The organism is Kocuria salina, from assembly GCF_013368965.1.
Lineage (GTDB): Bacteria > Actinomycetota > Actinomycetes > Actinomycetales > Micrococcaceae > Kocuria > Kocuria rosea.
In genome coordinates, this window is sequence record NZ_SSSF01000003.1 from 227,039 (window position 1) to 245,924 (window position 18,886).

Sequence of the window (18,886 nt, forward strand, 5' to 3'; positions counted from 1 at the left end):
ATCAGTGCATGGACACATCTGGACACATGGATCCGTCCGGCGCCCCGCTCGGCACGCCGCTGGGCGGGCAGGGCACCGGGGAGTCGCTCGCGCTGACCGCGACCACCGCGCCCAGCGGGGTGGGGGTGGTCGACAAGGCCGCGATGATCCTCGACGCCCTCGAGGCGGGGCCGGCGACGCTGGCCCAGCTGGTGAGCGCCACGGGCCTCGCCCGGCCCACCGTGCACCGGCTGGCCGTGGCACTGGCCCACCACCGGTTCGTGGGACGGGACATCCAGGGCCGGTTCGTGCTCGGCTCCCGGCTCGTGGAGCTGGCGTCCGCGGCCGGCGAGGACCGCCTGATCGCGGCCGCCGGCCCCGTCCTGATGAACCTGCGGGACGCCACCGGGGAGTCCGCGCAGATCTTCCGCCGGCAGGGCGACTGGCGCGTGTGCGTGGCCTCCGCCGAGCGGCCGATCGGGCTGCGGGACACGATCCCGGTGGGCACGCAGCTGTCGATGAAGGCGGGCTCCGCCGCGCAGGTGCTCGTCGCGTGGGAGGACCACGACCGCCTGCTCGAGGGCCTGCGCCACGCGCGGTTCTCCGCGACCGTGCTGGCCGGGGTGCGCCGCCGGGGCTGGGCGCAGTCGCTGGGCGAGCGCGAACCGGGCATCGCCTCCGTCTCGGCCCCGGTGCGCGGACCCTCGGGCCGGGTGATCGCCGCGGTGTCGATCTCCGGACCGATCGAACGGCTCACCCGCCAGCCGGGCCGGCTGCACGCCGAGGTCGTGGTGCAGGCCGCGCGCCAGCTCACGGAGGCGGTCCGGGCCACCACCCAGTAGCCGGGCGCCGGCGGGCCCCGCCCTGCCGTCCCCCGCCGTGCGGCGGGGGACGCTCCGCGGCCGCCGCGCTCAGCCGCGCAGGACGGCCAGCGCCCTCCGGAAGGCGGCGAAGGCCTCGAGCTCCGCCCGCACGGGGTCGACGACGGTGCGCCGGGCCGCCTCGGCCACCGACTCGCGCAGCCGGCGCCGCACCGAGCGCTCCCGCATCCGGGCGCCGAAGCCGGCGAGGACCCGGCCGGTCAGGGCCGTGAAGATCCCGAGCACCACCCCGGCGAGGACGAGCAGCGTGGGCACGGGCAGCGGGAAGCCCTCGACGTACGGGGGCGGCGGGACGGGGATCTGGAACCACTCGAGCAGGAACAGGCCCAGGAGCCACAGCAGCCCCGCGACCACCGCGAGCATCGCGAGCCACTGGACGACGTCGAGGACGAGCCACCACCAGGAGTTCCGCCCGGCCCGGAAGTCGGTGCGGGCGACGGCCTGGTCGATCGCGTCCGGCAGCCTCTCCTCGTGGGTGCGCGCGGCCTGCCTGACCGACCGGGTCCACGGTTCGGCGGCCCCGTCCGCGGCGTCGTGGGCGAAGGTGCGCACCGCGGAGTCGGCCGCGGCCCGCTGGGCGGCGCCCATGGGCGGCAGGGACGTGCGGTTGACCTCGGGGTTCACGGTCCCGCCCCGGTCGAGGTTCAGCCGCCGCATCGGGTCCTTGCGGAACCTCAGCAGCCACCGGGTGGGGATCCACCCCGTGTGCTCCGCCGCGTGCAGGGCGTAGGACCTCCCGGCGGCCCGGGCGATCCCGGGCACGTTGGCGGCCTGCGCCAGCCCGTCGGTGAGCCGCTCCTGCGCCGGCTCGGTGATCCCGGCAGGCTCCCCGTCCCCGGAGGCCTCGGCGAGCAGCGCGGCGGCGTCGTCCACGTCGGCGTCGAGCCGGGCGCCGGCCGCCGCCCTGGTGTCGGCCACCTGGCGGATCCGCGCGCGGAGGGCCTCGACGCCCTCCCCCGTCACCGCGGAGACGGCCACCGGCTTCGACAGCCCCGTGGTGGGCAGCCCGTCCTGGGCCACGAGCTCCTCGAGGGAGGCCATCACGGCGGGGACCTCGGCGTCCGGCAGCCGGTCCACCTGGTTCATCACCACCATGGTCACGGCCCCGTGCCGGGCCAGCGGCGCGATGAACTCCTGGTGGATGACCGCGTCGGCGTACTTCTGCGGGTCCACGACCCACACCACGACGTCGACCATGCCGACGAGACGCTGCACGATGGTGCGGTGGTGCAGGCTCACGGAGTCGAAGTCCGGCAGGTCGAGCAGGATCAGACCGCCGGGCGCCTCCGCGGCGGGCGCGCCCGTGATCCGCTCCTTGACGCGCGTCCACCGGCCGGCGTCCGCGTGCCCGGTGGGCAGGGGCGTGTCGACGTGGTGGCGCTGGGTGACACCGAGCCAGTCCAGCAGGGCCTCGCTGCCCGGCTCCCCCCAGACGGCGGCCAGCGGCTCGGAGGTGGTGGGGCGGCGGGCGGCGGCCCGGGCGATGTCCCGTCCCACGACCGCGTTGAACAGGGTGGACTTCCCGGACCCGGTCGCCCCGAAGAAGCCCACCACGGTGTGGTCGGCGGACAGGGAGCGCCGCTCGGCGGCGCGGTCCAGGACGGTGCGGGACGCCGCCACGGCCACGTCGTCGAGCCGGCCGGAGGCCAGCTCCGTGGCGCGCGCGAGCGCGGTGAGCCGTTCGGAGAGAGTCGGCGCCGCCTGCCGGGCGGGGCTCATGCGCTCTCCCCCAGCGTCCGCCCGGCGGCGCGGATGCGCTCGGCCACGGCCACGAGCTCGTCGGCCTCCGGGTGCCCGTCCAGGACGTCGAGGCGCCGCAGGAACACGGACGCCTGCTGGTCCATGACCGTGTGGATCCGGGACTCGAGGTTCTTGCGGGCGTCCTCGGCCATCCGCCGCACGGCGTCCTCCCCGAAGACCGCCTCGAGCAGCTTGGTGCCCACCACGCCGGAGCCGCCGGCGATGCCGACCTCCAGCCCGGTGAGCCCGCCCGTCATGGAGAACACGCCGATCATGAGGATCACGGTGAGCGCGTTCACACCCAGCGACATGGCCCGCGCCCTGGTCCGCTTGTCCGCGCCCTCGCGCTGGATCAGCTCCATGAGGTCGCCCTGCCAGGCGCGCACCTGCTCTGCCGTGCGCTCGCGGAAGTCCGGGGGCAGCGAGCCGAGGTCGGACCCGCCGAGCAGGACCCGGCCCGCGGGCTCGTCCAGCCAGCGGCGCTCCGCGGTCTCGGAGGCGCGCGCGGCCTCCTCAACGATCACGGTCTGCAGACCGGTCTCGATGGCCTCCTCGACCTGGACCTCGGGTGCCGGCCTCCCGCTGAAGAAGGCGGTGAGCCGGTCCCGCATCCGGCCGATCCCGGCCTCGAGGTTGCGGAAGAACTCGCCGGTGCCCACGAAGTCCTGCCAGCGGGCGAGGACCTCGCCGCGCAGCAGGGTCCCGTCCCGGGTCGACTCGATGACGGCGGCGAGCGCCTCGTCGAAGGCGCGGTCCACGTCGTGGCGCAGCTGCGCCTCGACGCGGTGCTGGGAGAGCACCGCCGTCCCGGCCGCGCCGGTGCGCTCCGCGATGGAGCGGACCGCGCCGCCGAGGGTCCGGCGGGCGATCTCCGAGCGGGAGGCGGCGTTGCGCCCCAGTTCGGCCAGGAAGTCCACCACGGGGGCGACGACGTGGGGCGGGAGCATGCCCATCTCGTTGAGCGGTGACTCCGGGACGGTGAACACCGGGGCGTCCCCGAGGCCCTGCTCGGCGAGCATCCGCCGGAGGTCGTCCTCGATCTCGGCCTCGAGCCCCTGCGGGACCCGGTCGAGGACCACGGCCACCGTGATGTCCCGCTGGGCGGCCTCGACGAGCAGCCGCCACGGCACGGCGTCGGCGTAGCGGTTCGCGGTGGTCACGAACAGCCACAGGTCGGCGGCGGCCAGCAGCTGTCCCGCGAGCCGGCGGTTCTCGTCGGAGATCGAGTCGACGTCCGGGGCGTCGAGCAGGGCGACGCCCTCGGGGATCCGCGGCTCGGCGAGCAGCACGAGGGCCTGGCCGTCCGCGGTGCCGGGCAGCGCGGACGGGGAGGCGGTGTCCGCGGCAGTCGAGCCGGCGGGGATGACCTTCCGCGCGTGGATCCGGCTCAGGTGCGGGAGCACCCGCTGGGTCGAGAACGCCTCGGCGTCGCGCGGGTGGTGGATCAGGATGGGCTGCCGGGTGGTCGGGCGGATGGCCCCGGACCGGGTCACGGGGTGCCCCACGACCGCGTTGACCAGGGTCGACTTGCCGGCGCCCGTGGAGCCGCCGACCACCGCGAGCAGCGGCGCGTCGAGGGAGCGCACCCGGGGCAGCACGTAGTCGTCGAGCTGGGCGACGGCACGGTCGATGTCCTCGCGCTCGCGCAGCACGTCGGTCGTGGACAGCGGGAGGGTCGACGCCGCGAGCAGCGCCCGCGCGTCCTCGAGGGCGCTCAGGATCTCTGTCTGGTCGGTCACAGGGACATTGTGCCAGTCAGCCTGCTGTGCACCTACGCGGCGCGGGTCGCCGGGGGCTCACGCCATCCGGACGGCGATCTTGCCGCGGACATGCCCCTCCTGGCTGAGCCGGTAGGCCTCCACACCCTCGGCCAGGGGCACGCTGCGGGCGAGCTCTATCCGCAGCGCGCCCCGGTCCACCAGACGGCCCAGCTCGGTGAGGTCCTCGGCGGAGGGACGCACCCACATCCACGTCCCGCCGTGGGCCTCGACCGCGTCGTCGGCCACGGAGGCGTGCCGTCCCCCGTCCTTCAGGACGGCGAGCGTCTGCTCCACGACCCCGCCCACGAGGTCGACCACGACGTCCACGCCGTCCGGAGCCAGCTCCCGGACCCGCTCGGGCAGCCCGTCCCCGTAGGCCACGGGCTCCGCGCCGAGACCGCGCAGGTACTCGTGGTTGGCCTCCGACGCCGTGCCGATCACGCGGGCGCCCCGGGCCGCGGCGAGCTGGACGGCGTAGCCGCCCACGCCCCCGGAGGCGTTGTGCACGAGCACGGTCTCTCCCGCGGCCGCCTCCAGGCGGCCGAGGACCTGGTAGGCCGTGAGCCCGGCGAGCGGCAGCGCGGCCGCCCGGTCCCAGTCCACGGAGGCCGGCTTCGGCGCGAGCAGGCGTGCGGGCAGGGCGACGTACTCGGCCATCGTCCCGCCGTGCACCCAGTCCGTGCGGGCGTAGGAGATCACCTCGTCGCCCGGGGCCCACTCCGGGACGTCGATGCCGACGGCCTCCACGACCCCGGACACGTCCCAGCCGGGCACCACCGGGAACTGGACCTCCATCAGCGGATCGAGGCCGCCGGCCATGATCTTCCAGTCCACGGGGTTGATCGCGGCGCTGCGCACCTTCAGGAGCACCCAGCCCGGGGGGACCTTGGGCTCGGGGAGGTCGGTGAGCTCGAGGACTTCGGGGCCGCCGTAGCGGGCGTACGTCAATGCCTTCATGCTCCGCGCAACCGGCGGTCCCGGGAATCTGTTCCCGGCCGCGGGTCAGCGGCCCGGCTCCCGCAGGTGATCCGCGGCGTAGGCGGCGAACACCTCCCCGGGGGCCTCCCCCGTGCTGACGAAGTCCTCCCGCAGCTTTCGCGCGAGCTGCTCCAGGGCCAGGCCCAGGCGGCGGGCGCTCGTGCGCACCGGCGGCGCCGAGGACGCGGCGGCACGGTCGCGCAGCTCGAGGGCGTAGGCCAGCTGCCGGGCCAGGGAGAGGTCCGGGTCCTCCTCCTGGAAGTAGTACGTCTCGCCGTGCTGGGTGAAGTCGATCCGGGCCCGGGACACCTCCGCGGTCAGCCCGTCCAGCACCCGGGCCGCCGTCACGGGGTCCTCCTCCGCGATCCCGTCCGCGTACTCCACCTCGGCGAGGGACGTCAGCTCGAGCGCCAGGGCCCGGCGGCGGGACAGCGGCGGATAGATCTGGGTGAACCACGTCAGGGCCGCCGTGAGCAGGGCGAACCCGGTCAGCGCCTCCAGCGGGGTGGCCAGCCGGATCCAGGGGTCGGTGGCCACGACGTCCCCGAACCCCAGCGTCGCCAGGGTGACGAACGAGAGGTAGAGGGCCTCGAGGAGATCGGGGTAGGCGGCGGGGTCCACCCCCGGCGAGTACGTGAAGCCCTCGGGGACGTGCGGCAGGTAGATCAGGGCCCAGCCGAGGCCCTGCAGGAGCACCCACAGGAGCACCACCGTGATCATCGAGCCCGGGCCCACGGCCGAGCCGAAGCGGTGCCCGGTGCGCCGGGAGACCCACCAGACGCCCGACTGCACCCGGCCGCCGACGGCGCCCGAGCCGCTGGGGTGCAGCAGGCTGTGGTACATGTCCCGCAGGCCGAGCACGATCACCGTGGTCCCCAGCAGCGTCAGCAGCACGTCCACGTCGTCGCTCCGTCCCAGTCGATGACCGTCCTTCCCGGGGACCTTACCCGGTGGCGCCCGGGCCCGTCCCGGAGGTTCGGCCTCCGTGCTTGCCCCGGGGACCATCAGCAGGGTTACGGTGGAAGCATCCGCTGCCCCGGACGGCGACGCGGCCCCCACAGGGACGGAAGGACGACGATGGACATCAACCTGGTGCTGGCGCTCTTCGCCGGAGCCGTCCTGCTGATCTCGGCGTTCTCGACGCTGCTGCAGCGGATCAGTCTCCCCGGCCCGGTGCTCGCCCTCGCGTTCGGCGCGCTGATCGGCCCCTACGCGCTGGACCTCGTGCGGATCGAGGACTTCGGCCTGCCCCCGGGAACGCTGCTGGAGCAGGCGGCGCGGATCACCCTGGCGGTGGGCCTGGCCGGGGTCGCCCTGCGCCTGCCGCACGGCTACTGGCGCAGCGACGCCCGCTGGATCGCCGTGGTCATCGGGCTGGGCATGGCCCTGATGCTCGTCGTGGCCACCGGCGTGCTGTGGGCGGCGCTGGGCGTGCCGTTCCTGGTGGCGCTGCTGCTGGGCGCGATCATCACCCCGACCGACCCCGTGGTCACCACCCCGATCGTCACGGGTTCCCTGGCCGAGGAGCGGATTCCCGAGCGGGTCCGGCACAACCTCTCGGCCGAGAGCGGGCTCAACGACGGACTGGCCTACCTCTTCGTCCTCCTCCCGGTGCTGCTGCTGACCGAGCCGGACCGGGCGTGGCACGAGCTGCTGACCACCGTCCTGCTGTGGGAGGTGCTCGGCGCGGCGGTGTTCGGGGCGCTGGCGGGCTTCCTGCTGGGCAGGCTGTTCGTCGTCGTCCGCCGGCACGGGCTCATGGAGGAGAGCTCCTACCTGGCCTTCGTGGTGCCGCTGGCACTCGTGCTGCTCGGGACCGGCAAGCTGCTGGGCACCGACGCCCTGCTGGCCGTCTTCGTGGGCGTCGCGGTCTTCGGGCAGGTGATCCCCCAGCGGGACGAGGCGCAGGAGGACAAGGTCCAGGACGCCGTGGCCCGGCTGTTCCTGCTGCCGGTGTTCATCCTGCTCGGCCTGGCGCTGCCGGTCGGTGAGTGGACGGAACTGGGCTGGGGTGCTCCCCTGGTCCTCGGCGCGGCGCTGCTGCTGCGCCGCTTCGTTGCCCTGTGGGCGCTCCGGCCGCTGCTGCGGGGCGTGCACGACCGCGCCGAGACGCTCGTCCTGAGCTGGTTCGGACCCATCGGCGTCTCCGCCCTGTTCTACGCGACGCTGGCCGAACGGCACACCGGCAACCACGAGATCTTCGTCCACACCACCCTGGCCGTCACCCTGTCCGTGCTCGTCCACGGGCTGTCCACCGCACCGCTGAGCGCGTGGCTCCAGCACCGGGAGCCGGAGCGCAAACAGGAGGAGGAGACCCCCGCATGAGCCCGCAGCACCCCTGTCCCAGGCCCCTCATCACGGACCGGGAGGCCCGCCGTGTGGTTTGACTCCCGGGCATAGGGCGCCACCGCCCTGACCCTGCTCGCGGCTCTCCAGCTGCTCGTGGCCCTCGTCTCGGCGCGCCGTCCGGGGGCCCGGCGCTTCTTCACCTCGGACCCCGTCCTGCTGCTGGCCGACGGCCGGATCCGGGGCGAGGCGCTGCGCCGCAACCGGCTCACCGAGTCGGAGCTGCGCCAGGCCGTGCGGATGCAGGGCACCGGCGAACTCTCCCGGGTCGAGGCGGTCGTGCTCGAGACCAACGGCAAGCTCAGCGTCATCACATCGAGCTCCTACGGCGACGGGTCCGCGCTCGCGGACGTCCGCGGGACCGAGGCCCTGGGCGACGACGACCGCCGGGGACCGGCCGGCCCGGAGGCGTGAACCGCACGGTGCGGTGGCGCTGCGCCGGGCCCGGTGCTCGCACGTTCCCGCCCGCGGCCCCGGGGCGGTCAGGGGCCGGAGCGGCCCTCCTGCTCGAGCAGCCGCAGCCGCTCCCGGTACTCGTCCTCGGTGAGCTCTCCGGCGGCGTGGCGCTCCAGCAGGCCGTCCCGGGCCCGGCGCAGGCCGAGCCGGGTGCGCGACCTGCGGCCCCAGCGGGTGTTCTGCCCGTAGCGTCCCACGAGCCACCGGACGCCCCGGGCCACGGTCCACACCGCGGCGGCGGCCAGCAGGGCCCAGGACATCACCTCCCAGCCCTGGAAGGGGGTCAGTCCCAGTTCGCCCACGGTCCCACCGTCCCTCCGGCGTCGTCCGTCGTTCCTGTCTCCGGCGGCGCGCCGTCCGGGGCGCGCTCGGTGGCCGAAGAGTAGCAGTCGCCTCCGACGCCGGGCCGGGGCGGTCCGGTCGGGTCGGCGGCCGCCGGGGCCACCGGGCGCCGGCGGGGTCAGCGGGTGAGCGTGCCGATCCCCTCGAGGATCGCCTCGTGCACGCGCGGGTCGCTGAGCGGCAGGAAGTGACCGCGCGTGCCGAGCTGGACGTTGCGCGCCCCTTCCAGGTGGCTGCCGCCCGGGATGTGGGGGTCGAACAGGCCGTAGACGGAGACGATGTGCTGGTTGACCTCCCGGCGGGTGGTCAGCGCGGTGAGCTCCGGGGAGTGGGGCAGGAACACCCGGATCGTCGGGAGGGGCAGGAGCCGGGCGAGCTCGGAGCCCGTGAAGGGGGTGTTGACGGCCACGAGCCCCCGGATCACGGTGCCCTTGTTGTGGTGGGCCAGGAGGTGCTTGCCGATCAGCCCGCCCTTGCTGTGCGCCACCAGCACGCAGCGCTCGATCCCCTCCCGGCGGATGTGCTCGTCGACCAGCGCCGCCATGTCCTCGATGGTCCCGGTGTTGAACCTCAGGTCCTCCACCACGTGGACGTCGTGGCCGTGCTCCCGCAGCAGCCCGGCCACCGGGAGCATGAACGTCCACGACTCGTAGATCCCGGGGATCAGCACGACCGGCGTCCGCCCCGGCTCTCCCCGGCCCCGGTAGTGGGCGGGCTCCCACCGGCCGAGGACGCCCGCGGCCTGCCACCGGACCGCGTAGACGTAGTCGCGGGCCCAGGCCGCGAGATTCGCGGCCGCCGCGCCCAGCCGCGGGATCACACCGGGCTCCCGGGACGGCAGGCGGCGAGGAAGGGCGCGCAGGCGGCGGCGAGCTCCCGGGGGTCGGTGTGCTGGACGTTGTGCGGGGCCCCGGGGATCTCCAGGAAGCGGGCGTCGGGGGCCGCCCGGGCCAGCCGGCGGGACCAGTCCCGCCGGGCGATGGGGTCCCGGGACCCGCGCACCACCAGCCCGGGGGGCGTGCAGCCCCGGATGTCCTCCTCGATCCGGTCGCGGAGCATGTGCCGGGCAGTGCGCAGATAGCGGAGCGGGCCCATCCGGAGGTAGTCGCGGACGACCACGGCGTTGGTGCGCAGGGGCTCGCGCGCGGTGTCCCGCAGCAGCCGCCGTCCCTGGCCGAGCAGACTGCGCGCGGTGGGGTCGACGGTCGGTCCCACCAGCACGTAGCCGGCGCACAGCCCGGGGTGGTCCCTGACGGCGTCCACGACGACCTGGCAGCCCATGGAGTGCCCCACGACCACGGGAGCCCGCAGCCCCAGCGCCTCGACGGCCCCCGCAACCACGCGGCCGAGCTCGGGCACCGACAGGGGCCGGGCGGGGCGCGGCGAGGACCCGCAGCCCGGCAGGTCGACGGCGTAGACGTCGTGCGTGGCCGCGAGCGCGTCAGCGAGCCGCAGGAAGTACCGGCCCGACATGCCGATGCCGTGCACGAGGACCACCGGGGGCCGCGCGCGGTCGAAGGTCCCCCGCACGTCGACCGCGTGGGTGCCGGCGACGACGCGCCGCCGCTCGAGCCCCGGGTGCCCCCGCGCCCTCACCGGTGGGTCGCCTCGAGCGCCAGGCGCACGACGTCGAGCGGGTCCCGCCGCGCGGCGTGGGCCGCCAGCTGCCGCCGGGCGCCGGAGCCGTCCCGCAGGACGCCGGCCACCACGGACTCCACCTGCGCGGCCTCGTCCCACTCGGCGAGCACGGGGCGCACGACGGCCAGCAGCTCCGCCACGACGTCCGCGGCCGGGGCGGGCGCGCCGGAGGCCGGGCTGATCAACGGCCCCTCGACGCCGTCCCTGCTGGCCTGCCAGGACCAGGTCCGCAGCTGCGCCGCGCTCACCGGCGGCGCAGGGAGGCCCGCCCGCCACTGGCGGGCGGCCGTCTCGACCAGCGCCCGGCCGAGGGCGGCCAGCACCCCGGCGTGCTCCGCGTCCAGGCACATGTCGGTGATCCGGATCTCCACGGTGGGGTAGCGGGCCGAGAGCCGGGCGTCGAAGTAGATCATGCCGAGGTCGAGGGGCACCCCGGAGCGCAGCAGGGCCTCGCGCTGCCGGTCGTGCTCCTCGACCGAGCCGAAGACCTCCGTGGGACCGGAGGTGGGCCAGCGGACCCAGGCCTGGTAGCGGTAGCTGCTGAAGCCGCTCTCCCGGCCGTACCAGAACGGGGAGTTGCCGCTCAGGGCGAGCAGGACGGGCAGCCACACCCGGATGCGGTCCAGCACGGCCACGCCCTCCTCGCGGCTGCCGACGCCCACGTGGACGTGGAGGCCGCAGGTCAGCTGCTCGGCCGCCACCAGCCCGAAGCGCTCCTGGAGCCACCGGAAGCGCGGTGCGGGCACGAGGTGCGGGGCGCCCGCCGTGACCGGTGAGGCGAGGGCGACGGCGCGGGCACCCACCGCGCGGGCGGCGGCGTCGGCCAGGCGGCGCCCCTGACGGATCGCGGCGATCTGCTCCGGGAGGCCGGTCAGCGGAGGACTCGCGACCTCGATCTGCTCCTGCTGCAGCTCGGTGGTGACCTGGTGCGCCGGTGCCGTCGCCGGGGAGGAGCGGACGCCGGCGGCGTGCGCGTCCACGGCGTCCGGGCCGGCGGGGGCGGGCGCCAGCGTCACGGCGTCCACGAGGAGCAGCTCCTCCTCCACGCCGAAGGTGCGGGTGGGGCCGGTGGTCGCTGCGGGGGACGGGTGCGGGAAAACGGTGATCACCACCATCCGGGAGGGGCTGGAGCGGTGCGGACGGGCGGGGCGGGAGGCCACGCCGTCGTCGCCGGGCGGATCCCCCGGCTCACTGCGGAGCGTAGCACCGGGGACCCGCGCAGCGCCGCTGCGGGAGCTCGCGACGCCTCTTGACGCGGAGGGCGGGGCGGGGTTCGCTGGAGGGGCCAGGAGGGGAGTATCCCCCCGCGCAGCGTCGTCACGACGGTCCCCCGCAGGATCCGGCGCGCGGGCCCGGAACGGGCCGGGAGAGACCTCCGGTCGGGAACCGGAGGGTGGCTGGTGGCGATGGACGTCCCGTTCTGGGGGTGGGCCGCGGTGATCGGCGGCATCGTGGTCCTGCTGGCCGTGGACCTGCTCGCCCACCGGCGCCCGCACGCGATCGGGCTGCGCGAGGCCGCGGTGTGGACGGCGGTGTGGGTGGCCTGCGGGACGGGCTTCGGGGTGGTGGTCTGGGCCGTCTTCGGGTCGCAGGCCGGCCAGCAGTACTTCGCCGGGTACCTGATCGAGAAGTCGCTCTCCGTGGACAACGTGTTCGTCTGGGCGGTCATGCTCACGTACTTCGCCGTCCCCCGCGCCTACCAGCACCAGGTGCTGTTCCTGGGCGTCTTCGGGGCGCTGGTGCTGCGCGGCGCCTTCATCGCCGCGGGCGCGGCGCTGATCCACGCCTTCGAGGGAGTGCTCTACCTCTTCGCCGCGTTCCTGCTCTGCACCGGGTGGCGGATGCTCCGGCAGCGGGAGGCGCGTCTTGACCCGGACCGGTCGGCGGTGCTGCGGGTCTTCCGCCGCTGCGTGCCGATGACCGAGGTGTTCTACGGGCAGCGGCTCGTGGTGCGCGTCGGCGGGGCGCTGCGGGCCACGCCGCTGCTGGCGGTGCTGGTGCTGATCGAGGCCACCGACGTGGTCTTCGCCGTCGACTCGATCCCGGCCGTCTTCGCGGTCACCGACGAGGTCTACATCGTCTTCACCGCCAACGCCTTCGCCGTGCTGGGGCTGCGGGCCATGTACTTCCTGCTCGCGGACCTGATGCACCGTTTCGTGCACCTGCGCGCCGGGCTGGCCCTGGTCCTGGTGTGGGTGGGGGTGAAGATGGCGCTCAAGGTCGACGTGGTCGACATCCCCACGGGAGTCTCCCTCGCGGTGATCACGGCCGTCCTGGTCGTGTCGGTCGGCACGAGCCTGCGCGCCACCCGCGGGCAGGGGCGGCGGGCGCCGCAGTGCCCGGAGGCCCCGCCGTTCCGGACCGCGACCCCCGCCGAGCTCGCGGCGCTCCAACCCCTGCGGCCGTCCCGGGCCGCCTCCGCGGACCGGGGCGAGGACGGCCGGAGCGGCCCCTGAGGGGCGCGGACCGCGCCCCGTGGGAGGGTCGCCGCCCCGTGAAGGAGCCGACCCCGTGCACCGCAAGCTCTCCGTCCTCGTCGAGGCGGACCCCGACGGCCGGTTCGTCCGGGTCAGCGTGACCGGTCCCCTGACCCGCGCGAACCAGCAGGCCCCCCACGCCGCCGCCGGGGCCGGCGCTGCGCGAGGCCTCCTGAGCCTTCCGGCGCAACGTTGCCGCGACCGACGGCCCGGATGCGAAGATTGGCGGCAGTGCACACGACATCCTGAGCGCGACCCACCGTGGGGCCGGGGATGAGGAACAGGACGGCGGGACCCATGAACGACCACCCCACGAGAGACCGGGCCGCGGAGGCCACCGGCGGGCTCGACCCCCGCCGGTCGGCCGGGCGCCTGGTCGCCGTGGACGCCGCCCGGGGACTGGCTCTCGTGGGGCTGACGGCGGTCCACTTCCTGCCGCAGTCCTATCCCGACAACGACCGGCCGACGCTGTCCTGGCTGCTGTTCGCCGGGGACTCCGCGGCGCTGTTCGCGCTGCTCGCCGGGGTCGGCCTCGCCTTCTCCACCGGAGCGCGCAGACCCCGCAGGGGCCGGGACCTGACCGCCGCCCGCGCGGGGATCGCGGTGCGCGCGCTGCTGATCATGGTGATCGGGCTGACCGTCGGGTACCTGATGCCGGCGGACCCGCCGGCCGTCGGCATCCTGGTCCACTACGGGCTCTTCTTCCTGCTCGCGCTGCCCTTCCTGGGGCTGCGGGCACGGACCCTGCTCCTGTGCTCGGGCGCGTTCCTGCTCCTCGGGCCCCTCCTGATCCACTGGCTGGGCGACGTGGTGCCCGAGCACAGCGCCGCCAACCCGACGTTCGCCCACCTCGTCACCGAACCGGTCGCGCTCTTCTGGCAGCTGACGCTGACCGGCACGTACCCGGCCGTGACGTACATGGCGTACCTGCTCGCCGGGCTCGCCCTCGGCCGCCTCAACCTCAAGAGCCTGCGTCTGCAGAGCCGCCTCCTGGCCGCGGGACTCGGCCTCGCGGCCCTCGCCAAGCTCGTCTCCTGGGTGCTCCTCTACGGCATGGACGGCTACAACGTGCTGCTCTACAGCATCGTCTCCCTCACCCGGGCGGACCTGGACCACCTCGTCGTCTTCGGCGCCGACGGGCCCCTGCCGACGTCCTCGCTGTGGTGGCAGGCGCTCTCCGCCCCGCACACCAACACGCTCCTCTCGGTGGCCTGGAGCCTCGGGGTGAGCACGGCCGTGCTCGGCGCCTTCCTGCTCGCCGGCCGCGAGTTCGGCAAGTGGCTGCTGCCGCTCACGGCCATGGGGGCCATGACCCTGTCCCTGTACACGGGACAGCTGGTCCTGCTGGCCACCGAGGTCCACTACAGCAGCCCGCTGCTCTGGTTCGCCGCCTGCCTCCTCGTCTCGGCGCTCGTGGCGCTCGCCTGGCGGCACGCCTTCGGACGGGGTCCGCTGGAACGGCTCGTGTCCGCGGCCGCGCACGCGACCTCCCGTGCCGTCGCCGATCGGGGGACGCCCCGCGGCCCGGAGACCCCCAGGAGGCCCCTGGGGTAGCACGTGCCTCCGCCGGCCGGACACGCGCCGACGGCTGAAACACGGCCCCGGCCGCTCGCGGGCCGCACGGATCCGTTAGCGTGACAGCAGCGCCGCCCGGCGCCGGCAGGCGGAGCGCCCGCCTGCCGTGGACCTCAGGAGGAACCATGCCGAAACCCGTCATCAGCAAGGCCAGCACCGTCTGGACCGGCGATCTCTTCAACGGCTCGGGCACCACCAGCCTGACCGGCTCGGGCCTGGGCCCCTTCGACGTGGACTGGGACACCCGCGCGGAGAGCGGCGCCGGCGCCAAGACGAGCCCCGAGGAGCTCCTGGCCTCCGCGCACGCCACCTGCTACGCCATGGCGTTCTCCAACATGCTCGCCCAGAACGAGACCCCGCCCACCCGGCTGGACTCCTCGGCCGAGGTGACCTTCGTGGCGGGCGAGGGCATCAAGGGGGTCGAGCTGACCGTGGTGGCGCAGGTGGAGAACATCTCCGCGGAGGACTTCGCGCGCATCGCCGAGGAGGCCAAGGCCGGCTGCCCGGTCTCCCAGGCCCTGTCCGTGGACATCACCCTGGACGCCTCGCTGGCCTGATCCGGTGCCCGGCCCCGCCGGCCCGGGCAGTGCCCGGGCCGGCGGGGCCGGCCGCGTCCGGCGTGTCGGTGACGGCGGCGGACGACGGCCCGGCCGGCGAGGGCGTGGAAGGTCGCGCGCGTCCGCTCCTGCTCCTCGTGGATCCGCCCCCGGCCGGCCGGACCCGTGACGTCAGGCGCGGTCGCGTTCGGCGAGCGCCCGGCCGAGGTCCTCGGCCTGCAGGTCGGCGTTGACGGCCGTGGCGGTCGTGAGCCCGGCCGCCGCCGCGGCGAGGACCTGGGCGTGGAGGTCCGTGACGTTGCCCGCCACGTAGATCCCCGGCACGTCCGTGCCGCCCGTGGGCGCCGAGGGCACGTACGTGCCGACGGCATGGCCCTTCTCCTCCACCTGGGCCGTGCGCAGGCCGAGGGAGTCGATGAGGGCGGAGCGGACCGTGAAGCGCGGCACCACGACCACGGCCCGGCACGGCACGAGCTCGCCGGCGACCAGCCGGAGACCGGTGATCCGGTCCTCCGACACCTCCACGCGCCGCACCTCGCCCGCCACGCACGCGATGCCGAGGGCCGCCAGGTGCTCGCGCTCCTCGTCGTCCGGCGCCGGGGCGGTGTGCTGCACGAAGGTGATGTCGTGGCTCCACTGCCGGAACAGCTGCGCCTGCTGCACGCCCAGGGGGCCGGTGCCCAGCACCGCCAGCGGCTCGTCCCGCCACTCCCAGCCGTGGCAGTAGGGGCAGTGGACGACGTCGCGGCCCCACCGCTGCGCCACGCCCGGGACGTCCGGCAGCTCGTCGGTCAGTCCGGTGGTGATCAGCACGCGGCGCGCCCGCACCGACCGGCCGTCCTCGAGCGCCAGCAGGAACCGGACGCCGTGGCCGTCGTCCCCGGCGGGACGGGCGGAGACCACTGTGCCGTCGACGACGTCCGCTCCGTAGCCGGTGACCTCGGCACGCCCGTCCGCGAGCAGCGCGCCCGGGGCGTCGCCGTCGCGGCCGAGGTAGTTGTGCACGTGCTCCGCGGGGTCGTTGCGCGGGGCCCCGGCGTCCACCACGAGGACCGTGCGCCGGGCGCGGGCCAGGCACAGCGCCCCGGCGAGGCCCGCGGGCCCCCCACCGACGACGACCACGTCGTAGCTCTCGTCCATCTTGCCTTCCCCCGTCCCGGAGCCGGTCCCGGCCGCAGTCCTGCGCCGCTCTGCCAACGTAGCAGTGCCGAGACGGGGATGTAAGCCTGCTGACTGTAGGCGGCGCCGGAGCATTCGGCGGGCGCCCCTCCCCCGGGCGGGGCAGCGCCGGACCGGGCGGTGCCGGTGCTCGTCGTGGGGAAACGACGACGTCCCCCGGACCGTGTGGTCCGGGGGACGTCTTCCGTGGTGACCCCAGCGGGATTCGAACCCGCGTTACCGCCGTGAGAGGGCGGCGTACTAGGCCGCTATACGATGGGGCCGCACCGATCCGGTCCGCGGTTTCCCGCGACCGGCCTCGTACACTGTACCAGGTCCCGGGCCCTGTTCCGGACGCCGGCCCTGTTCCGGCAGCGCAGCGCACCCCGGACACGAGAACACCCCCGGACCGTGTGGTCCGGGGGTGTTCTGCGGTGGTGACCCCAGCGGGATTCGAACCCGCGTTACCGCCGTGAGAGGGCGGCGTACTAGGCCGCTATACGATGGGGCCGTACTGATCCGATGGAGCAGCGCTGGGATACCAGGACTCGAACCTAGAATGACGGTACCAGAAACCGTAGTGTTGCCAATTACACCATATCCCACTGTCGTCCCCGGTCCGGCGGTTTCCCGCGGCGACCGGCGCAACGCAAAAGAACTATACCGGCCTTCCGGCGGGGCGGCAAATCGGGCTCAACGGCAGTAGCGGTCCTCGAGCTCCCCGTCGATCCCCCGGCGGCGGGCGATGCCCGCCAGCGCCCGGACGACCGGCCCCAGCCAGCGGTAGAGCCCCGGGAGGTTGATGTCGGTCCACTGGATGAGCAGCGCCGTGCGGAGCAGGCTCCGCGGCCGGCCGTCCCAGCGGGTGCGCCCGTCCCGGGCGAGCCCGTACAGGGCCACCAGGCCCTTCTCGAAGCCCTCGTGGGCGGGCCGCACCTCGACCACGAAGCGGGCCGGCGACCCACTCGGGTTCTTCCAGCGGAACAGGTGCTCCGGGGGCACCTCGACCTCGCCGCCCGCCCCGAGGTCCCGCACGACGTGGCCGACCTGGACCCGCAGCACGCCCTCGAGGACCCGCACGCGCATCCCGAACCGGCGGTGGTAGTGGGCGAGCACCTCTCCCCCGGCCTCCACCTCGACGTGCAGCAGGGCGTGCTCGCCCCCGGTCTCCGCGCCGGTGCGCAACCACGTGATGGTGTCCCGCTGCACGGGATTGCGGTGCTGCGGGCGTCCCGCGCGCATCGCCTCGATCTGGTCGTCCGTCCGGTCCATGCTGATCGCCCCCGTGTCCCAGGCTACGCCGGAGCGCCCGGGCGTGTGCAGATGACGTCCCCGCCGACGGTCCGGCCCGCCTTCCGCGGAGGGCGGGCCGGACCGTCGTCGTCGGCGGGGAGGGCGCTCAGCCGAGCTGGGCGGCGAGGGCGCGCAGGCGGGTCAGGGAGGAGTCCTTGCCGAGGATCTCGAGGGACTCGAAAAGGGGCGGCGAGATCCGCCGGCCCGAGACGGCGGTGCGGACGGGGCCGAAGGCCAGTCGCGGCTTGATGCCCAGCCCGTCCACGATGGCCTCGCGGAGCGCGGTCTCGAGGGCGGCGGCGCTCCAGTCCTCGAGCGGCTCGAGGGCGGCGAGCGCGGCCCGCAGGACGTCCCCGGCGGAGTCCTTGAGCTGCTTGCGGGCGTCGTCGGCGACCTCGATCTCGTCGTCGGCGGCGAAGAGGAAGGACAGCAGCTCGGGGGCCTCGCCGAGCAGGTTCATCCGCTCCTGGACCAGCGGGGCGGCCCGGTCGAGGATGTCCCGCTGGCGCTCGTCCAGGGTGTCCCCCAGCACGCCGCCGGCCTGCAGGTAGGGGACGAGCCGGTCGCGGAAGTCCTCGGGGGCGAGCCTGCGGACGTGGGTGCCGTTGATCGCGGTGGCCTTCTTGAGGTCGAAGCGCGCGGGGTTCGCCAGGACGTCGTGGACGTCGAAGTGCTCCACGAGCTGCTCCACGGTGAAGACGTCCTCGTCCGCGGACAGGGACCAGCCCAGCAGGGCCAGGTAGTTGAGCAGGCCCTCGGGGACGAAGCCGCTGTCCCTGAGGTGGAAGAGGCTGGACTCGGGGTCGCGCTTGGACAGCTTCTTGTTGCCCTCGCCCATGACGTAGGGCAGGTGGCCGTACTCGGGCACGTACTTCGCGAAGCCGATCTCGACCAGGACGCGGAACAGCGCGATCTGGCGCGGTGTCGAGGAGAGCAGGTCCTCGCCGCGCAGCACGTGGGTGATCTCCATGAGGGCGTCGTCCACGGGGTTGGTCAGCGTGTACAGCGGCTGGCCGTTGGCGCGCACCACCACGTAGTCCGGGATGGAGCCGGCCCGGAAGACGATCTCGCCGCGGATCATGTCGTGGACCACGATGTCCTCGTCCGGCATCCGCAGCCGCAGCACGGGCTCCCGGCCCTCCGCCCGGTACGCCGCGATCTGCTCCTCGGTGAGGTCGCGGTCGAAGTTGTCGTAGCCGAGCTTGGGGTCGCGGCCGGCCGCCCGGTGCCGGGCCTCGACCTCCTCCGGGGTGGAGTACGCCTCGTAGACCGCCCCGTGCTCCCGGAGCCGGGCGGCCACGTCGCGGTAGACGTCCAGGCGCTGCGACTGCCGGTACGGGGCGTGCGGACCGCCGGTCTCGACGCCCTCGTCCCAGTCGATCCCCAACCACGCGAGCGCCTCGAGCAGCTGCTGGTAGCTCTCCTCCGAGTCGCGCAGGGTGTCGGTGTCCTCGACGCGGAAGACCATGGTGCCGCCGGTGTGGCGGGCGTGGGCCCAGTTGAACAGCGCGGTGCGGATCAGCCCCACGTGCGGGGTGCCCGTCGGGGACGGGCAGAAGCGCACGCGCACGGGCGAGGAGGTGGTCGAGGCGGTGGCCGGGGTGGCGGGCGTGTCGGTCATGGCTCTTTCGTGGATCGGTCGGGGTCTGGGCGGGGTCGTGCGGTGGTGCGGGGCGCCGCGGTGCCCCGCACGGGTCGGCGGTGCG

17 protein-coding genes and 3 tRNA genes are annotated in these 18,886 nt (G+C 74.7%); 6 read left to right on the forward strand and 14 right to left on the reverse strand.

The window, feature by feature from the left end; genetic code table 11:
* Window positions 1-8: 8 nt before the first annotated feature.
* Window positions 9-821 carry an IclR family transcriptional regulator gene (locus tag E7Z53_RS07800; protein ID WP_255219483.1) on the forward strand — a complete coding sequence of 271 codons (813 nt, stop codon included), beginning with the start codon at window positions 9-11 and terminating at the stop codon, window positions 819-821.
* A 69-nt stretch (window positions 822-890) separates the two neighbouring features.
* Here the strand turns inward: E7Z53_RS07800 and E7Z53_RS07805 are convergent, their stop codons facing one another.
* The 4 genes from E7Z53_RS07805 to E7Z53_RS07820 are packed head-to-tail and all read right to left on the reverse strand — an operon-like array spanning window position 891 to window position 6,238.
* Window positions 891-2,579 carry a dynamin family protein gene (locus tag E7Z53_RS07805; protein ID WP_035928927.1) on the reverse strand — a complete coding sequence of 563 codons (1,689 nt, stop codon included), beginning with the start codon at window positions 2,577-2,579 and terminating at the stop codon, window positions 891-893.
* The gene (locus E7Z53_RS07810; RefSeq protein WP_017833198.1) at window positions 2,576-4,339 is read right to left on the reverse strand and encodes a dynamin family protein; all 1,764 of its coding nucleotides are present in this window, start codon (window positions 4,337-4,339) and stop codon (window positions 2,576-2,578) included. The genes E7Z53_RS07805 and E7Z53_RS07810 overlap by 4 nt, the downstream gene beginning before the upstream one ends.
* A gap of 57 nt (window positions 4,340-4,396) precedes the next feature.
* Complete coding sequence (locus tag E7Z53_RS07815) at window positions 4,397-5,317, reverse strand: NADP-dependent oxidoreductase (RefSeq protein WP_035928924.1); 921 nt, start codon at window positions 5,315-5,317, stop codon at window positions 4,397-4,399.
* A gap of 45 nt (window positions 5,318-5,362) precedes the next feature.
* Window positions 5,363-6,238 carry a potassium channel family protein gene (locus E7Z53_RS07820; protein ID WP_017833200.1) on the reverse strand — a complete coding sequence of 292 codons (876 nt, stop codon included), beginning with the start codon at window positions 6,236-6,238 and terminating at the stop codon, window positions 5,363-5,365.
* Between the two features lie 177 nt (window positions 6,239-6,415).
* On the opposite strand from E7Z53_RS07820, the gene E7Z53_RS07825 reads away from it, so the two are divergent.
* Window positions 6,416-7,663, forward strand: coding sequence for a cation:proton antiporter (locus E7Z53_RS07825; RefSeq protein ID WP_017833201.1), 1,248 nt, complete (start codon window positions 6,416-6,418; stop codon window positions 7,661-7,663).
* Between the two features lie 117 nt (window positions 7,664-7,780).
* The gene (locus E7Z53_RS20260; RefSeq protein ID WP_241482896.1) at window positions 7,781-8,098 is read left to right on the forward strand and encodes a DUF421 domain-containing protein; all 318 of its coding nucleotides are present in this window, start codon (window positions 7,781-7,783) and stop codon (window positions 8,096-8,098) included.
* A gap of 68 nt (window positions 8,099-8,166) precedes the next feature.
* Here E7Z53_RS20260 and E7Z53_RS07835 read toward each other — a convergent pair whose 3' ends face one another.
* From E7Z53_RS07835 to E7Z53_RS07850, 4 genes are all read right to left on the reverse strand, one after another.
* Window positions 8,167-8,442, reverse strand: a complete 276-nt coding sequence (locus tag E7Z53_RS07835; protein WP_035928915.1) for a hypothetical protein — start codon at window positions 8,440-8,442, stop codon at window positions 8,167-8,169.
* A gap of 158 nt (window positions 8,443-8,600) precedes the next feature.
* Window positions 8,601-9,302, reverse strand: a complete 702-nt coding sequence (locus E7Z53_RS07840; protein WP_176337515.1) for an esterase/lipase family protein — start codon at window positions 9,300-9,302, stop codon at window positions 8,601-8,603.
* On the reverse strand, window positions 9,299-10,078 hold the full coding sequence (locus E7Z53_RS07845; protein WP_031282909.1) for an alpha/beta fold hydrolase: 780 nt from the start codon (window positions 10,076-10,078) through the stop codon (window positions 9,299-9,301). Before E7Z53_RS07845 ends, E7Z53_RS07840 begins: the two co-directional genes overlap by 4 nt.
* Window positions 10,075-11,280 carry a glutamate--cysteine ligase gene (locus tag E7Z53_RS07850; RefSeq protein ID WP_369597964.1) on the reverse strand — a complete coding sequence of 402 codons (1,206 nt, stop codon included), beginning with the start codon at window positions 11,278-11,280 and terminating at the stop codon, window positions 10,075-10,077. The genes E7Z53_RS07845 and E7Z53_RS07850 overlap by 4 nt, the downstream gene beginning before the upstream one ends.
* A gap of 246 nt (window positions 11,281-11,526) precedes the next feature.
* On the opposite strand from E7Z53_RS07850, the gene E7Z53_RS07855 reads away from it, so the two are divergent.
* The 3 genes from E7Z53_RS07855 to E7Z53_RS07865 all read left to right on the forward strand — a co-directional run bounded on the left by E7Z53_RS07855 (window position 11,527) and on the right by E7Z53_RS07865 (window position 14,729).
* Window positions 11,527-12,576 (forward strand): TerC family protein, encoded by a 1,050-nt coding sequence (locus E7Z53_RS07855; RefSeq protein WP_176337639.1) that lies wholly within the window; start codon window positions 11,527-11,529, stop codon window positions 12,574-12,576.
* A 318-nt stretch (window positions 12,577-12,894) separates the two neighbouring features.
* On the forward strand, window positions 12,895-14,151 hold the full coding sequence (locus E7Z53_RS07860; RefSeq protein WP_017833206.1) for a heparan-alpha-glucosaminide N-acetyltransferase domain-containing protein: 1,257 nt from the start codon (window positions 12,895-12,897) through the stop codon (window positions 14,149-14,151).
* 146 nt (window positions 14,152-14,297) lie between these two features.
* Complete coding sequence (locus E7Z53_RS07865) at window positions 14,298-14,729, forward strand: OsmC family peroxiredoxin (protein ID WP_017833207.1); 432 nt, start codon at window positions 14,298-14,300, stop codon at window positions 14,727-14,729.
* A 171-nt stretch (window positions 14,730-14,900) separates the two neighbouring features.
* Here E7Z53_RS07865 and E7Z53_RS07870 read toward each other — a convergent pair whose 3' ends face one another.
* From E7Z53_RS07870 to gltX, 6 genes are all read right to left on the reverse strand, one after another.
* Window positions 14,901-15,869, reverse strand: a complete 969-nt coding sequence (locus E7Z53_RS07870) for an NAD(P)/FAD-dependent oxidoreductase (protein ID WP_176337516.1) — start codon at window positions 15,867-15,869, stop codon at window positions 14,901-14,903.
* Between the two features lie 226 nt (window positions 15,870-16,095).
* Window positions 16,096-16,171 (reverse strand) — tRNA-Glu (locus tag E7Z53_RS07875).
* 151 nt (window positions 16,172-16,322) lie between these two features.
* A tRNA-Glu gene (locus E7Z53_RS07880) sits at window positions 16,323-16,398 on the reverse strand.
* Window positions 16,399-16,420: 22 nt separating this feature from the next.
* A tRNA-Gln gene (locus E7Z53_RS07885) sits at window positions 16,421-16,492 on the reverse strand.
* An 88-nt stretch (window positions 16,493-16,580) separates the two neighbouring features.
* Entirely contained in the window at window positions 16,581-17,159 is a 579-nt protein-coding gene (locus tag E7Z53_RS07890; protein WP_176337517.1) for a cupin domain-containing protein, read from the reverse strand.
* A gap of 127 nt (window positions 17,160-17,286) precedes the next feature.
* Window positions 17,287-18,801, reverse strand: a complete 1,515-nt coding sequence (gene gltX, locus E7Z53_RS07895) for a glutamate--tRNA ligase (protein WP_095651664.1) — start codon at window positions 18,799-18,801, stop codon at window positions 17,287-17,289.
* Between the last annotated feature and the right edge of the window lie 85 nt (window positions 18,802-18,886).

Excerpts from the sequence above, each read along its gene's own strand:
- E7Z53_RS07800 (WP_255219483.1), top strand. The coding sequence starts at position 9 with ATGGACACATCTGGACACATGGATCCGTCCGGCGCCCCGCTCGGCACG.
- E7Z53_RS07805 (WP_035928927.1), bottom strand. The coding sequence starts at position 2,579 with ATGAGCCCCGCCCGGCAGGCGGCGCCGACTCTCTCCGAACGGCTCACC.
- E7Z53_RS07815 (WP_035928924.1), bottom strand. The coding sequence starts at position 5,317 with ATGAAGGCATTGACGTACGCCCGCTACGGCGGCCCCGAAGTCCTCGAG.
- E7Z53_RS07825 (WP_017833201.1), top strand. The coding sequence starts at position 6,416 with ATGGACATCAACCTGGTGCTGGCGCTCTTCGCCGGAGCCGTCCTGCTG.
- E7Z53_RS07855 (WP_176337639.1), top strand. The coding sequence starts at position 11,527 with ATGGACGTCCCGTTCTGGGGGTGGGCCGCGGTGATCGGCGGCATCGTG.
- E7Z53_RS07860 (WP_017833206.1), top strand. The coding sequence starts at position 12,895 with ATGAACGACCACCCCACGAGAGACCGGGCCGCGGAGGCCACCGGCGGG.
- E7Z53_RS07865 (WP_017833207.1), top strand. The coding sequence starts at position 14,298 with ATGCCGAAACCCGTCATCAGCAAGGCCAGCACCGTCTGGACCGGCGAT.
- E7Z53_RS07870 (WP_176337516.1), bottom strand. The coding sequence starts at position 15,869 with ATGGACGAGAGCTACGACGTGGTCGTCGTCGGTGGGGGGCCCGCGGGC.
- E7Z53_RS07890 (WP_176337517.1), bottom strand. The coding sequence starts at position 17,159 with ATGGACCGGACGGACGACCAGATCGAGGCGATGCGCGCGGGACGCCCG.
- gltX (WP_095651664.1), bottom strand. The coding sequence starts at position 18,801 with ATGACCGACACGCCCGCCACCCCGGCCACCGCCTCGACCACCTCCTCG.